The organism is Zhenhengia yiwuensis (assembly GCF_014384995.1).
GTDB lineage: Bacteria > Bacillota > Clostridia > Lachnospirales > Cellulosilyticaceae > Zhenhengia > Zhenhengia yiwuensis.
In genome coordinates this window covers 17,907-32,794 of the sequence record NZ_JACRSY010000034.1, presented here as the reverse complement: position 1 = coordinate 32,794, position 14,888 = coordinate 17,907, and the positions used below count along the sequence as shown (strand labels likewise).

At 35.5% G+C, this 14,888-nt stretch carries 15 protein-coding genes and 1 riboswitch; of the genes, 7 read left to right on the top strand and 8 right to left on the bottom strand.

From position 1 onward, the window contains the following. Positions 1-148: 148 nt before the first annotated feature. From H8718_RS16050 to H8718_RS16035, 4 genes are read right to left on the bottom strand one after another with little or no spacing between them, the layout of a single operon-like run. The gene (locus tag H8718_RS16050; RefSeq protein WP_249333725.1) at positions 149-1,099 is read right to left on the bottom strand and encodes an ABC transporter permease; all 951 of its coding nucleotides are present in this window, start codon (positions 1,097-1,099) and stop codon (positions 149-151) included. 3 nt (positions 1,100-1,102) lie between these two features. Continuing rightward, positions 1,103-2,203 carry an ABC transporter permease gene (locus tag H8718_RS16045; protein ID WP_249333723.1) on the bottom strand — a complete coding sequence of 367 codons (1,101 nt, stop codon included), beginning with the start codon at positions 2,201-2,203 and terminating at the stop codon, positions 1,103-1,105. Next, a complete protein-coding gene (locus H8718_RS16040) occupies positions 2,196-3,728 on the bottom strand; it encodes an ABC transporter ATP-binding protein (RefSeq protein ID WP_249333721.1) in 1,533 nt (510 codons plus the stop codon). The genes H8718_RS16045 and H8718_RS16040 overlap by 8 nt, the downstream gene beginning before the upstream one ends. Before the next feature lie 57 nt (positions 3,729-3,785). Beyond that, on the bottom strand, positions 3,786-4,964 hold the full coding sequence (locus H8718_RS16035) for a BMP family lipoprotein (protein WP_249333720.1): 1,179 nt from the start codon (positions 4,962-4,964) through the stop codon (positions 3,786-3,788). 248 nt (positions 4,965-5,212) lie between these two features. On the opposite strand from H8718_RS16035, the gene H8718_RS16030 reads away from it, so the two are divergent. Further along, positions 5,213-7,351 carry a Tex family protein gene (locus tag H8718_RS16030; protein ID WP_249333718.1) on the top strand — a complete coding sequence of 713 codons (2,139 nt, stop codon included), beginning with the start codon at positions 5,213-5,215 and terminating at the stop codon, positions 7,349-7,351. 96 nt (positions 7,352-7,447) lie between these two features. Here the strand turns inward: H8718_RS16030 and H8718_RS16025 are convergent, their stop codons facing one another. Further along, positions 7,448-7,927 (bottom strand): GNAT family N-acetyltransferase, encoded by a 480-nt coding sequence (locus H8718_RS16025; RefSeq protein WP_249333716.1) that lies wholly within the window; start codon positions 7,925-7,927, stop codon positions 7,448-7,450. Positions 7,928-8,108: 181 nt separating this feature from the next. On the opposite strand from H8718_RS16025, the gene H8718_RS16020 reads away from it, so the two are divergent. Together H8718_RS16020 and H8718_RS16015 are read left to right on the top strand one after the other, a co-directional pair. Continuing rightward, a complete protein-coding gene (locus tag H8718_RS16020) occupies positions 8,109-8,432 on the top strand; it encodes a nucleoside triphosphate pyrophosphohydrolase (protein ID WP_249333715.1) in 324 nt (107 codons plus the stop codon). A 280-nt stretch (positions 8,433-8,712) separates the two neighbouring features. Further along, positions 8,713-8,840: riboswitch (FMN riboswitch) on the top strand. 108 nt (positions 8,841-8,948) lie between these two features. Beyond that, entirely contained in the window at positions 8,949-9,575 is a 627-nt protein-coding gene (locus H8718_RS16015; RefSeq protein ID WP_177670919.1) for an ECF transporter S component, read from the top strand. Between the two features lie 59 nt (positions 9,576-9,634). On the opposite strand, the gene rbr is transcribed toward H8718_RS16015, so the two are convergent. Beyond that, positions 9,635-10,222 carry a rubrerythrin gene (gene rbr, locus H8718_RS16010; protein ID WP_177670920.1) on the bottom strand — a complete coding sequence of 196 codons (588 nt, stop codon included), beginning with the start codon at positions 10,220-10,222 and terminating at the stop codon, positions 9,635-9,637. A 173-nt stretch (positions 10,223-10,395) separates the two neighbouring features. On the opposite strand from rbr, the gene tsaE reads away from it, so the two are divergent. Genes tsaE through rimI form a run of 3 tightly spaced genes read left to right on the top strand, consistent with a single transcriptional unit; the run spans position 10,396 to position 11,955 of the window. Then, on the top strand, positions 10,396-10,812 hold the full coding sequence (gene tsaE / locus H8718_RS16005) for a tRNA (adenosine(37)-N6)-threonylcarbamoyltransferase complex ATPase subunit type 1 TsaE (RefSeq protein ID WP_249333713.1): 417 nt from the start codon (positions 10,396-10,398) through the stop codon (positions 10,810-10,812). A gap of 8 nt (positions 10,813-10,820) precedes the next feature. After that, positions 10,821-11,525, top strand: coding sequence for a tRNA (adenosine(37)-N6)-threonylcarbamoyltransferase complex dimerization subunit type 1 TsaB (tsaB, locus tag H8718_RS16000; RefSeq protein WP_177670922.1), 705 nt, complete (start codon positions 10,821-10,823; stop codon positions 11,523-11,525). Next, positions 11,515-11,955 (top strand): ribosomal protein S18-alanine N-acetyltransferase, encoded by a 441-nt coding sequence (gene rimI, locus H8718_RS15995; RefSeq protein WP_249333711.1) that lies wholly within the window; start codon positions 11,515-11,517, stop codon positions 11,953-11,955. The genes tsaB and rimI overlap by 11 nt, the downstream gene beginning before the upstream one ends. A 363-nt stretch (positions 11,956-12,318) precedes the next feature. Here rimI and H8718_RS15990 read toward each other — a convergent pair whose 3' ends face one another. Together H8718_RS15990 and yjeM are read right to left on the bottom strand one after the other, a co-directional pair. Further along, positions 12,319-12,642: a hypothetical protein gene (locus H8718_RS15990; RefSeq protein WP_249333709.1), complete on the bottom strand. Its 324-nt coding sequence runs from the start codon at positions 12,640-12,642 to the stop codon at positions 12,319-12,321. Between the two features lie 66 nt (positions 12,643-12,708). Further along, entirely contained in the window at positions 12,709-14,205 is a 1,497-nt protein-coding gene (gene yjeM / locus H8718_RS15985) for a glutamate/gamma-aminobutyrate family transporter YjeM (protein WP_249333707.1), read from the bottom strand. A 131-nt stretch (positions 14,206-14,336) separates the two neighbouring features. On the opposite strand from yjeM, the gene H8718_RS15980 reads away from it, so the two are divergent. Next, complete coding sequence (locus H8718_RS15980) at positions 14,337-14,879, top strand: hypothetical protein (RefSeq protein ID WP_249333706.1); 543 nt, start codon at positions 14,337-14,339, stop codon at positions 14,877-14,879. Positions 14,880-14,888: the final 9 nt, after the last annotated feature.

The window sequence follows — 14,888 nt, the reverse complement described above, 5'->3', positions numbered from 1 at the left end:
TTTTAACAACATCTATTTTTATTTCATATGAAATTTTTGATTTTCTTCCCATGAAAAATGCTCCTCCTTAAGATAACAGTTTTATTATTTAAACTGTCTACCTTAAGGGGAGCATATCATACCCTACACCTTTTTTATATTACAAAAGTTATCTTTCAGAATGGCTAAATGGCTCACCTGAAGCTTTAGGGGCTTGTGAAGACTTAGAAAATACGACTAAAGCAATAAGTGTCATAACGTATGGGAATATTTTAAGGCATACAGGTGGAATAGCTTGAAGCTGTGGCAGTACATCAGATACATTAGAAATAGTCCAAGCTGTACCAAAAAATAAGGTTGCTGCCAAGATAGCGAGAGGGCGCCATTGACCAAAAATAAGTGCAGCAAGTGCTAAGAAGCCAAATCCTCCAACTGTACCGTTGAATTCACCTGCAAAGGTAACTAAGTAAATGGCACCACCAAGGCTACCAAGTGCCCCAGAGATAATAACACCAATATAGCGCATCTTATATACATTAATCCCTGCTGCATCTGATGCATGAGGATTTTCGCCACAAGAACGAAGACGAAGGCCAAAACGTGTTTTGTAAAGGAGATAGCAAGTAAATAAAATAATGATTAAGGCCACCCATGTGGTGATATAAGTATTTTTAAAGAATAGATCGCCTATAATTGGAATTTGAGAGAGTACAGGCATATCAAATTTAGTAAAACCTTGTACACGGATTGTACCACTTCCTGTAATGTTACGTGCTAAGAAAAGTGTAAGTGAACCAGCCATCATATTAATAGCAGTACCGCTAATAACTTGGTTAGCAGATAGGTTAATACTTGCAAAAGCATGGAGGAGTGAGAAAATACCACCTACTATAAGTGATACAAGTAATCCAAGCCAAACGGCTAAGTTGCTTCCAGGGAAGAATTTCTCTACGCTGACAATGGTAAGCGCGCAGGAGAAAGAACCAATAATCATAAAACCATCTAAACCGATATTAACAACGCCACTGCGTTCACAGTAGAGAGCTCCAAGAGCCGTAATTAATAGAGGAATGGTTAAGGCAATGGCGTAAGGAAAGATTTGAACAAGCGTTTCCCACATAATCTACTCATCCTCCTTCTGAGTTTCTAATTGATTATTTGTTTTAACATCTAAGCGCTTTTCATGACGTTTTTTAATGATGCGGTCAAGCCAGCTTTCTATAAGGACGCTAGTTGCTGCAAAGTAGATAATGGTTGCTATGATTGTATCTGCAATTTCAGGTGGGATTTTAGTAGCTGCTGTCATAAAGCCACGACCTGAATAAAGAAGACCAAAGAAGAGGGCTGCAAGAAGTGAGCCAATAGGGGTATTAGCCCCTAGAAGAGCAACAGCAATACCATCAAAACCTTGAGATGGGATGACACCTAACTGGATACAGTTAGCATTACCAGCATATTGAACTACGCCAGCAAGACCAGCAAGGCCACCAGCAATCATCATAGAAAGAATAATATTTTTATTAACAGAAATCCCTGCATATTCAGCAGCATAACGGTTAAACCCTACAGATTTAAGTTGGTAGCCAAATGTAGTTTTGTTAAGAATAAATGCAATGATGATAACAGCTAGAATCGCAATAAAAATACCTAGGTTAATATAGGAGCCTTGGAATAAGTTGGAGATCCAGTTTGCATGAAGGGTAGCATTTGGGGTAAGAAGCTTGGACTCAGTTTCCATAGTTCCTGTGAAACGTGCTTTAACAGCATAGTAAACAACCCAGTTAGCAATCCAGTTCATCATAATAGAAGAAACAACTTCATGTACATTGAACTTAGCTTTTAAAAGTCCAGGGACAATCCCCCATACAGCACCACCAAGCATACCTGTAATGACCATAATAGGTACAAGGATAAATGCTGGTAGAGTAGGGAAAGTAAGACCTATAGCTGTTGCACAAAAACCACCAAAGAGCATTTGTCCAGGGGCACCAATATTAAAGAGGCCTGTTCTAAAGGCAAAGGCTACAGAAAGACCTGTTAGAATAAGAGGTGTAGCGGTTGCAATAGTATTACCTACGCGTTCTACACTTTTAAGACCACCTTGTACAAGGTAGATAAAACCAGAAATAGGGTTATGGCCTGTAACCATCATAAATAATGTTCCAACAAGAAGGCCTAGAAAGATAGAAATGAGAGAAACGATAAGCTTCTTATATCTATGCATGTTTTACATCTCCTTTCACACCAGCCATCATAAGACCAATTTCATTTTCGTTTGTATCCTGAGCATCTACTGTGCCAATGCGTTCACCATTATTAATAACAACAATACGGTCAGATACATTAAGAATCTCATCAAGCTCTAAGGAAACAAGGAGTACGGCTTTACCTTTATCGCGTTGATCAATAAGACGTTTATGAATATATTCAATAGAACCAACATCAAGGCCTCGGGTAGGCTGAACAGCAATAAGTAAGTCAGGATTAAGTTCAATCTCACGCCCAATAATAGCTTTTTGCTGATTACCACCAGATAAAGAGCGAGCAAGTGTACTGCAACCTTGTCCGGCACGTACGTCAAAGGCATCTACAATTTTCTGAGCATATTTGCTGATGGCATCATAATTAAGTAAGCCATTTTTAGCAAAAGGTGCTTTATTAAAGCGTTCTAGAATCATATTTTCTTCAACAGTATAGTCTAGGACAAGACCGCGCTTTTGACGGTCTTCAGGAATATGAGCTATACCACTTTCAATGCGTTTATGAATAGGAAGATGTGTAATATCTCGCTTACGAATAAAGATCTTGCCACTTTCTGATTTACGTAGTCCAGTAATGGCTTCGACAAGTTCAGTCTGACCATTCCCTTCAACACCAGCAATTCCTACAATTTCACCAGCTCGTACTTCTACAGAGAAGTTTTTAAGACCAAGTACCTTTTTATTATTTAAAACAGATAAATTTTCTACTTTTAAGATGGTTTCACCAGGTGTAGCATCAACTTTATCGACCTTAAAGGAGACGTTACGCCCTACCATCATCTTAGCCATTTCAGCTTCACTTGTTTCTTTTACATTAACTGTACCTATGTATTTACCACGACGAATAACGGTGCAGCGGTCTGCTACAGCTTTAATCTCTTTTAGTTTATGGGTAATAATAATGATCGATTTACCTTCTTTAATAAGACCACGCATAATCTCCATTAAATCTTCAATCTCTTGAGGAGTTAAAACAGCAGTAGGTTCATCAAAGATCAGAATATCAGCGTTACGATAAAGCATTTTCATAATTTCTACTCTTTGCTGCATACCAACAGAGATATCTTCAATCTTTGCGTAAGGATCAATATTAAGGCCATACTTTTCTGAAAGCTGTGCAACTCTTTTAGCAGCCTTTTCAATATCGAGGATAAGTCCTCCGCATTTTTTAGGTTCAATTCCAAGAATGATGTTTTCGGTCGTCGTAAAGTTATGTACTAATTTAAAGTGTTGGTGCACCATGCCTATACCAAGAGCTGTTGCAACGTTAGGATTAGTAATTTTGACTTCTTTACCATTTAGTTTAATAGAACCTCTATCTGGCTGATACATACCAAAAAGCATACTCATAAGCGTAGATTTTCCCGCACCGTTTTCACCAAGTAGTGCATGGATTTCTCCTTGTGCAAGTTGGAGTGTAATATTGTCATTTGCAACGATTCCAGGAAATTCTTTGCGTATACCTAGCATTTCAATAACATAATCCATAGTTTACCTCCTTTGGTAGTATTCAAAAAAAAGGCGGTAAAACCGCCTTTTCATTTACTATTTAATAAGACCTTCACCGTTATCAGCAACTGTGATTTTACCATCTTTCATTTGTTGTACAACGTCGGCAACAGTTTTAATTGTTTCATCACTTAAGTTTGGATTTTCTACAGGAATACCAACACCATCAGTTGTAATATCAAATGTTAATGTTTGACCACCTGGGAACTCGCCATTAAGTTCAGCTTGAATCATATCATATGAAGCGTTATCGATACGTTTAACAGCTGATGTTAAAATACAAGATTTAGTATTGTCAGCGTCATAGAAACCTTCGGCATATTGGTCTGTATCTACACCAATAATCCAAGCTTCTTTACCTTGTTTGTTACGTTCTACACCTTCTTTGATTGCACCAACACCAACACCACCAGCAGCACAGAAGATAGCTTTTACACCTTTATCAAACATTTGAGCTGCAAGTTGTTGACCAGCGGGTACATTATCAAATGAGCCTTGGTATACAACGTTTGATTCTTCAATTGTCATATTTGTACCAAGGTTAGTGTTTGCATAAGCTACACCTTGTTGGAAGCCCCAGTTGAATTTTTGTACAGCAGGAATTTCCATACCACCGATGAAGCCTAATGCACCTTCTTTAAGTTCTAAAGCAGTAGCAACACCCGCAACAAAACCTGATTGATGTTCTGCAAAGTAAATTGCAACAGTATTATCTTTTACATCATAAGCATTATCACCGCTATGTGGTGCACCATCAAGAATAACGAATTTTGCATCTTCATATTTTGTTTGTGATTTGTAGATAGCAGTTTCAAATTTGTAACCAGGAGTTACAATGAATTTATAGCCTGTATCATAGAGATTACCAATTTCTTTTAAGTAGTCAGCTTCAGTTTGACCAGCTGGTTTAAGGTAATTTGTTTGGATACCAAGTTCTTCACCAGCACGTAGGATACCCTCCCATGTGCCTTGATTGAATGATTTGTCATCAATTGTACCAGCATCTGTAACCATACCGACTTTTAAATCGCTAGCACTTGGTTTAGCTGCTTCTTCTGTTGATGTTTCCTTTTCTTCTGGAGCTTCTTTCTCTTCAGTAGGGTTACTTTCCTCTGTGGTAGGAGTACCATTTTCAGCAGGAGTAGCTGAACAACCAGCCAGTGAGAATGTAGCCATTACGCCACATAACAGTAAAGCTAAAAATTTCTTTTTCATGATTTCACCTCAACACCCTTTTTAATAGATTATATGTAGAATAAACAAGCGTTAGAAGATAAAGTTATGTAAAAGTATATTGTTTGTTCAAATGAATAATATATTATTAAATTAATTAATTTTGAATTTTGGATTTTATTTATGTAAAATTGTAATTTTAATTACAAAATATGGGAATGACTTTGAATTTTAAATTTATTTATGATACTATACTGTATAAAGTGAGTAAGGGAACAAAGGAGAAAAAAATGGATATTATTAAGATCTTACAAGAAGAACTACAAATTAAGCGTAGCCAAGTTGAAAATACAATAGGGCTTATAGAAGAAGGGAATACTATACCATTTATTGCAAGATATCGTAAGGAAGTAACGGGGGGACTTAATGATGAAGTGCTTCGTAAATTCCATGAGCGTTATACGTATCTTCAAAATTTAGAAGCAAGAAAAGAGCAAGTTATTCGACTTATTGAGGAGCAAGGTAAACTTACTGAGGAACTTAAAAAGCAAATAGAAACAGCTACTACAGCAACAGAAGTGGAAGACTTATACCTTCCTTATAAAGCTAAGAAACGTACCCGAGCAACTATTGCTAAAGAAAAAGGATTAGAGCCTTTAGCACAGCTTATTAAAGCGCAGGAAACGGCAAATATAGAAGAGGTAGCAGCTGAGTATATTAACGAAGAAAAAGGTGTGAGTACAGGACAAGAGGCACTTCAAGGTGCAAGTGATATTTTAGCAGAAGGCATTAGTGAAGAAGCCAACTTTAGAAGTGCTATTCGTAAAGTAACTTTTAATGAAGGTATGATTGTCACTAAAGTGAAAGATGCTGAAAAAGATGAAAAAGAAGTTTTTAAAATGTACTATGACTACACTGAAAAAATTAAGTCTATGCCAGGCCATAGAATACTTGCTATGAATCGTGGGGAAAGTGAAAAGATTATTACTGTAAAAGTAGAAGCGCCTATAGAGAAAATCTTGCTCTATTTAAATAAGCAAATAATTAAAGAGGATAGCCCTGTAAGAGAGTATTTAACGGCTACTCTAGAAGATAGTTATAAACGACTTATTGCGCCAGCTATTGAAAGAGATATTCGTAATGAGCTTTCACTTAAGGCAGAAGATGGTGCCCTTGAAGTATTTAACAAGAATCTCTATCAACTTTTAATGGGGGCACCTATTAAGGGGCATACTGTAATGGGAATTGACCCAGCTTTCCGTACGGGTTGTAAAATTGCAGTTATCGATGCCACAGGTAAGAAATTAGATAATACAGTTATTTACCCAACAGCGCCTCAAAATAAAACAGAAGAAGCTAAGAAAGTACTGAAAGCACTAATTGAGAAATATGATATCGATCTTCTTTCTATTGGAAATGGAACAGCTTCTAGGGAAACAGAAAAATTTGTAGCAGATATGCTTAGAGAAATTCCAAAAACTATTCATTATGTCATTGTAAATGAAGCAGGTGCTTCTGTGTACTCTGCTTCGAAGCTTGCTACAGAAGAATTCCCTAATGATGATGTAGGTGTAAGAAGTGCAGTATCCATTGCAAGACGTCTTCAAGATCCACTTGCTGAACTTGTAAAAATTGATCCTAAGTCTATTGGGGTAGGTCAGTATCAACATGATATGAACCAAAAGCGTCTTGAAGAGAATTTAAGTGGTGTAGTAGAGAAATCTGTTAATGAGGTTGGGGTGGATCTTAATACAGCATCTTCTTCTTTACTTCAATATGTAGCAGGTATTAAGAAAACAGTTGCTAATAATATTATTGCCTATAGAGAAGCAAATGGCAGATTCCTCACACGTAAAGAACTTCTTAAAGTAAAAGGTTTAGGACCAAAGGTATTTGAACAATGTGCCGGTTTCTTACGTGTACCAGAAAGTAAAGAGTTCTTGGATGGTACTGCCGTTCACCCAGAGTCCTATAAAATTGCAGGTCAGGTACTTGAAGCATTAGGGTATACGCCAGCAGATTTAAATCAAGGAGGGCTCAAAGGACTTAGCAAAAAGGCAGGGGATCTAGGTCAATTAGCAAGTAAGCTAGGCATAGGTGAGATGACACTTGAAGATATTATTAAAGAACTTGAAAAACCAGGCCGTGACCCACGTGAGGACATGCCAAAGCCAATTCTGCATAGTGATGTCTTAGATTTAGAAGACTTAAAAGAAGGTATGAAGCTTAAAGGAACTGTTAGAAATATTGTAGACTTTGGTGCATTTGTAGATATTGGTGTTCACCAAGATGGACTTGTTCATGTATCTCAAATGTCTGAGAAATTTGTTAAACATCCGCTAGAAGTTGTAAAAGTAGGAGATATTGTAGATGTAACTGTTATGAGTGTTAATGTACAGACTAGAAAAATAAGCTTGACTATGAAATAGTATAAGGCAAACTTGTTAATTAAAAAGAAAAAAGAGTGCTACTAAAAACTAAATGAGTTTAGTGGCACTCTTTTTATATTTTATTTCTTAGGGTTATTATAAATCAAGTTCAAGACGGCGGTTGCGTGTACGCATACCGAGTGCAGTATAGAATTCTAAGGCATCCTTATTAAATTCCCATACAGTGAGTTGAATAGACTCAGCTCCATGTCCTTTAGCATAGTTTGCAATAGTATCAAAAAGAAGTTTGCCTGCACCTTGTCTTTTATAAGTCGATTTAATACAAAAATCATTGACATAAGCAGCGTACGTTGGTACTAAGATAGATAAAGAAGGTGAAGACATGAGCTTAAGAGAGCTATAGCCTATTACTTCGTGAGAGGAAGAATCTTCGACTACAAATATTTTAAGCTGATCCTGCATAAGCATGGCATGATAATGCTCTTTTGTAAGAGGTGTATCGACTTTGGCATAAACATCAGGTCTATAGTTACAATGTAAGTTATGAACTTCTATAATAAGATTATTAATAGCAGAGTAATCCTCATATGTAGCTTCTCTTATTTGAAATGGCATTATTATTCCTCCCCTTTGTAAAAAAATGGTACAAAATAATTCTAACAGTAATAAAAAATTCTGTCAATTAAAAAAGGATAAGCATTTTTGTTTAGACTAGGTTATTGACTTTCATAGAAGAGATTCGTATAAACAGTGTATAGCCAACATAATTATAAAAGGATAAAAGAGGTAAAGTAGAATGAAAATATATAATAAACTTGTAAGAGACCGCATTCCAGAAATGATAGAAGCAGATCATAAAAATTGTGTTACAAGAAAAGTAGAAGGACATGAACTAAGAAACTTATTAGAAGAAAAGATGATAGAGGAATTTAATGAGTACTTAGAAGATCGAAACTTAGAGGAACTTGCTGATATGCTTGAAGTTCTTATAGGACTTGCAAAGTACCATGGTTATACAGAAGAAGAGCTTATGCATATAAGAATGAAGAAATATCAAGAACGTGGTGGTTTTGAAGAGGGCGTGTTTTTAGAATCCGTAACTATAAAAAAAGAATCTTGATAAGGCAAAGGTCGATGTAGAGTAATAATAAAGTTCCATTCAATTTAATTTCATCCTTATATGCTTAGGTCAATTAAAAATGTAAATACTCCTATTAAGGGAGAGAATGATGAAATTCTTTAAGAAATTTTTAGCAATGCTTTTATAGCATTTGAAAGAATTGGTGGTATTAGGGTTTATTGCAAAAGAGCACACAAAATAAAATGGTACAGGGAACCCTCTTGCAATCCCATACAAATTGGATTATAATGGGGGCATAAAAATTAAATAAAAAAGTTACTTAATTCTTCAGGGCAGGGTGAAATTCCCGACCGGCGGTGATAGTCCGCGACTACATGCTTTTTAAGTATGTACTGATTTGGTGAAATTCCAAAACCGACAGTAAAGTCTGGATGGTAGAAGAGTTGCATGAGCATAGATTTATTGAAATTTTGATAAAGTATGCAATGATTATACAAAAAAACGGCAACCCTAAGAATAATTGGGTTGCTTTTTTATTGTTTAGGAGGATGCTTTATGCAAAATGAAAACAAATTATTATCTACACAAAATCTTATTAAAATAGCCTTTTTAAGTGCTATTGCAGCGATTTTAATGCAATGGGGAATTAAACTTCCAGCTATTTTCCCAAGCTTTTTAGAGATTGACTTTAGTGAAATGCCAGCTTTAATAGCTATTTTAACAGTGCATCCACTTGCAGGTATTGTGGTTGTCATTCTTAAAAATGTATTAAAAGCATTATTATTTGGATCAAGTTCAGGATATGTAGGTGAACTTGCTAACTTACTTATTTCAATTGGTTACATATTACCACTTACTTTCATGATAAGAAAAGGTAAAGATATGAAGACTGTAACAATTGGAATTATAGCAGGTATTGGTGGTTTAGCATTAATGGGAGCTGTAGTTAATTACTTTATCACTATTCCACTTTATGCAAAAATCTTTATGCCAATGGAAACTATTATTGAAATGGGGCATGCTATTATCCCAGCGGTTAATGATAAATTCACATTAATTTTATTATCTATTACACCATTTAATATTGTAAAAGGAATAATTGTAGCTATTGCTAGTGTAGCTTTTCTTAAAGCTATACAGCCAGCACTTAAATACTTAATGCCTAAGAAAAAGGCAGCATAATAAAGATAGAGTAGTAAAATAAAAAAAGACTAGTAGAGTTGCCGCTACTAGTCTTTTTTTTATAGCCAAGGCTGTGTAACGACTTTGAAATAGCCTTGTTCATGAAGGCAGTTTGGACAGAATTTAGGGGCAGTAGTTCCTAAATGTACATAGCCACAGTGTTCACATTTATAATAAACTTTCTCAGATTTTTTAAAGAGTGTTTCTTTCGCAAGTTCATTTGCAAAATGGTTGAAACGCTCTTCATGGAGTTTTTCAATCTCAGCAATCAGGGTGAAGTTATTGGCAATATCAATAAAGCCTTCACGTTTTGCTACATCAGCAAAATGAGGATAGACATTAGTATATTCATCATGCTCACCTGATGCAGCATCTTTGAGATTAAAAAGTGTATCTTTAATACCCGTAGGATATTCTGCATTAACAGGAATAGAAGCCTGACCTAGCCTATTACTTAAGTGTTTAAAGAAAATATTGGCATGTGCCAGTTCATTATGTGCTGTTTCATTAAATACATTATGAATTTCTATAAGACCTTCCTTATGTGCTACTTTAGCATAGAGGGAATAACGTGTACGTGCTTGTGACTCACCCGCAAAGGCACGCATAAGATTAAGACAAGTTTCAGATGAAGCAAAATCAGACATTTAGGGCTCACTCCTTTTATGACAATATTCTCAGTATGCGTGATTAAGGGAAAATTATGCATAAAGTGAAAGGACTTTTGTCATACTTTAAAGACAAAGGACAGGGAAAGAGTTGAAACTTGAAACAAACAGTATTACAATAATTCTGAATGACTAAGAGAAAGGAAACACCTATGGAATTTATCAGTTTATCAGAACAAGAAACTTTTAATAAAGGTTATGAAATAGCAAGTAAGGCAAAAAAAGGCGATATTTATTGTCTTATTGGAGATTTAGGTGTAGGCAAAACGGTTTTCTCAAAAGGTTTTGCAAAAGGGCTAGGTATTGATGAACATATTACAAGTCCTACATTTACAATAGTACAGGAATATGATGGCAATATGCCACTTTACCATTTTGATATGTATCGTATTGAAGATCCAGATGAATTAGAAATGATTGGTTATGAAGACTACTTCTTTGGCGAAGGGGTATGCCTTGTAGAATGGGCGAATAACGTACCAGAGGCTATTCCAAGTGCGGCAAAATGGATTACAATAGAAAAAGATTTAGAGCAAGGCTTTGATTATAGAAAAATTACGATGAAATAGGTGAGACAATGAATATATTAGCAATAGATGCATCAGGTCTTTCAGGCAGTGTTGCCTATATAAGCGATTATAAATTAGTAGGTGAATATTATATTTGTCATAAGCTGACACACTCTCAAACAATTATGCCAATGCTTGAGCATTTAAGAAGTATGATAGGGTTAGATTTAGAACAGGTAGATGCAGTAGCTGTGACAAGTGGACCAGGCTCTTTTACAGGTATTCGTATTGGAGTAGCTACAGCTAAAGCTATGGCCCTTGCTCTTGGTGTACCAATCATTGGTATTCCAACTTTAGATGTTATGGCAAACAATATGACTTTTACAGATAAGCTTATTTGTCCAATTATGGATGCAAGAAGAAATCAAGTTTACACAAGTCTTTATAGATGGAAAGAGAATACATTGCAAAGGGTAGAAGAGCATTTAGCTATTTCTATTGATGAGCTTCTAGAAAAGGTTGCTGGAGAAGAAGTAATCTTCTTAGGTGATGGTGTAGATGTAATGCGTAGTAAGATTACAGAGCAGATGGGAAATAAGGCTCATTTTGCTCCAAGCTTCCTTCATATGCAAAGAGCAAGTGTACTTGCGCATCTTGCATGTCAGGCTTATGAACGTGGTGAAATGGAAAATGCAGATGACTTTGTGCCAATGTATCTTAGAAAGAGCCAAGCAGAAAGAGAACTTGAGGAGAGAGAAAAAGGTGCAAATTAGAATTGCTACACTAGAAGACTTAGAAGGTATTCATCAAGTGGAAAGTGTATCATTTAATGATCCTTGGTCTAAACAATCTTTTAGTGATGAACTAAACAATCCAATGACTACTTATCTAGTAGCCGAACAAGATAAAGATATACTAGGCTTTGTAGGAATGTGGGAAGTGGTAGGAGAAGGTCAGATTACCAATGTTGCTGTGCATACAAAGGCACGTAAAAGAGGTATAGGGAAAGCACTTATAGAAGCTCTTGTTGATTATAGTAAATCAAGAAAATTAGAAGTACTTCTTTTAGAAGTCAGAGAAAGTAATGAGCCAGCAAAATCACTTTATAGTTTAAATGGATTTAAAGAGATTGGAAAACGCAAAAATTATTATACTAAACCCACAGAAGATGCTCTTCTTATGGCATTAGCATTAGAAGAATAAAAAGGAAAAAAGCTAGCACAAAGTCACTCCCCCCTTAGTATGGTGGCCTCGCGCTAGCTTTTTTTATGTGGCAATATACTTAGTACAAAGGATACATCAGATAGAAGCAAATCCTTATGCACTTATGTAAAGAAATGCTATCTTTGCAAAAGCGCTGCCACTACGACTCATGCAAAGTGGTATAAGTCAACTTGCATAAAAATTAGAGGGGGGAGCTAACCTTAATACAAAGTGACTTATAATAAAGGAAGAAAAACTGCCTAGGATTTGTTTTGCCTCCTTATAATATATATACGGACAAGTCGTTAAAATGCGTCATAAAATAATAAAAAACTTAAAAATAAAAAGGTGAGTAGCTAAAGACTACTCACCTAATATACTTTCTAAGCCTTCGAAAAGTTTATCACTTGAAGCTGCTTTCACCTGTAATTCATAAGGGTTAGAAAGGTGGGCTGCTAAAAGTTCATCTAAAGACTCAAATGTAGATGCCCCATACTTATCAATAAAAGAACTCATAGCATTCTCATCTTCTAAAGATTCTAGCTCATCTAAGATTGTCTCTAAAGAGGTTTCTTCAGTAGCTTTATAAGAAGAGGCCGTACCTATAAGTTTTCCAAGGCTCATAGTTGGCAAAGGTTCATCTAAAATTATACTTAACTGACTTATTTTCTTTTTCTTTGATTTCATAATAGGTCCTCTGATGTCTACATGTTTTGAACCTATCATATATCAAAGTTTATTTAAAGACAATAGTTACTTAGTTTGTTTAGATTCATAGTTTTTATACAGAAGAAAAGCAATGAGTGCAAAAAGTAAAGGACCACCACCTGATAAAAGAGTATCTAGCCAGTTACCTTTTGCGAGCCCTGGTTCGATAATAGAAAATAAGTTCGCAAATCCAATAACTACTGTAACAATAATAGAAGCAATGAGGGCTAAGGTATAGGATTTATAAATTTCAAAAGGTTTTTGAATGCTGTCTTTTTTCTTAAAGAATGGGAAGGCAGCAGATAAAAACATATAAGGAATAGTCATAGCTACATTAGTCATTATCACTAATTTATTAAAGAAAGCAGAGGCATTATCACCACCAAAGGCGACAATTAAAATGAGGATAATAACAATAACTGCTTGTACATACATAGCATAGACTGGCATATTATTTTTAAGTTCACTGAATTTCTTAGGCCAAAGTGCCTTAGGTGTACCTTCAATAAGCTGTTTTAGTGGTGAATAGATTAAAGTGAAGAAGGCACCTGTTAAGGCAAGAAACATAGAAAGACCTACTAGTCTTGCGACCCACATACCTATGGTAAGAGCTGCTTGAGGGTTAGCTCCTAAGGAACCAGCAAGCACGACTCCCAAGTTTTCCATTACAATATAAGTTACATTGGCTGTATTTACACCCGGTAAAGAGAGAATTTCTTGCCAGTTAATAAAAGTACCCATCATAAAAATACCTAAGGCATATCCAATAGAGATAACAATAGCTGAAATAGTAACACCTAGAGGAAATGTTTTTTCGGCATTCTTGGTCTGGTCTACAAGACCACCTACAGCTTCGATACCACCATAAGCAAAGATAGCATAAGTAAGGAAAGAAACAGTAGAAAGACCAGATTGATAAGCTGGATTAGGGGATACAGCAAAATCATGTAATCCATTAAGAATAGGTTGTGCAAACTGTCCACCATTTAAAATAAGTACAATAAAGCCGCCTAATAGAAGAACCACATTTAAAAGCATAACAGCAAGTCCACCTACAGAAGTAACTTGCTTGATTTTATCAAGCCCTTGTGTAGAGATAAAGGTAACAAGGATAATCCAAAGCACAGCAAGAATACCTAACCACATAGTAGGTTTCAGACCAAAATAAGTAAGGTTGTGAGTAAGATCTGCTCCAAAGATAGCATTAGAAAGAGGTACCCAGATAGTAGAAGATACATTAACTTGCCAAACAAGGTAGGAAGCATACCACATAAAAGTTCCAATGAAGGCGTATTTAGGACCAACAGAACGTTCCATCCAAGAATAAATACCACCTTTTTCCTGCTTATAAGCTGCACCATATTCAGCCATCATAAAAGCATAAGGCAGGAAGAAGAAAAGTGCCCCAATAAGATACCAAGGAATAGCAGCATAGCCCATAAGAAAGAATGCTCTTGGCATATTGGCAAACCCATATACGGATGTAAAAATCATTAATACTAGTGAAAATAAAGTCAGTTGTTTCTTTGAATCAGTTGACATCTTAGTCCTCCTTAGCAATTAATAAACTATTATTAGAGTGCACTAAAATGCAAAAAATATGTTAAAAACCTCAGATTATGTATATAATAGAAACGACAAAGACTAAATGAAGCTAAGCGGAGGAAAATGAAATGAGAGTACTTAATACCAAGAAGAGTATTTTAGAATATATTGCCGAAGCACAGAAATTAGGTAAAGAAGGCATAGATCCAGATCGTATGGTAGAAATTTATAAAGAAATTTATGATGCCATAGAAGCTATGAGTTCTAATGTTAAGGCAAATACTATTGTATTTCTTAAAAATGAGCTTAAAAAAGGGATTGGTAAATATCAGCCTGTAGACCCAGATAAAAAAGAAGACTATTTTATGGAATTCTTTAAAGAGGCTTATCCAGAAGGAAAACGTAGAAAAGAATATACTTATACACTTGTAGATCCTAGTAAGATTACAGTAGATCAAATTTTACACACGCTTAAATATATCAATGGCTACTGTAAAGATAACCGTATCTCACAAGATCAGAAAAAGTCTATCATTCCAATGATAGAAAGAATAGCAAGAACCGATAGCTTAAAACATATTAACCAAGTACGTAGTATGGAGTACTTAAGGAAGGCAGTACGTGTACGTATTGAGAAGTCTCCTAAAGGACACATTGTTACAAGATGCTAACACGTCATA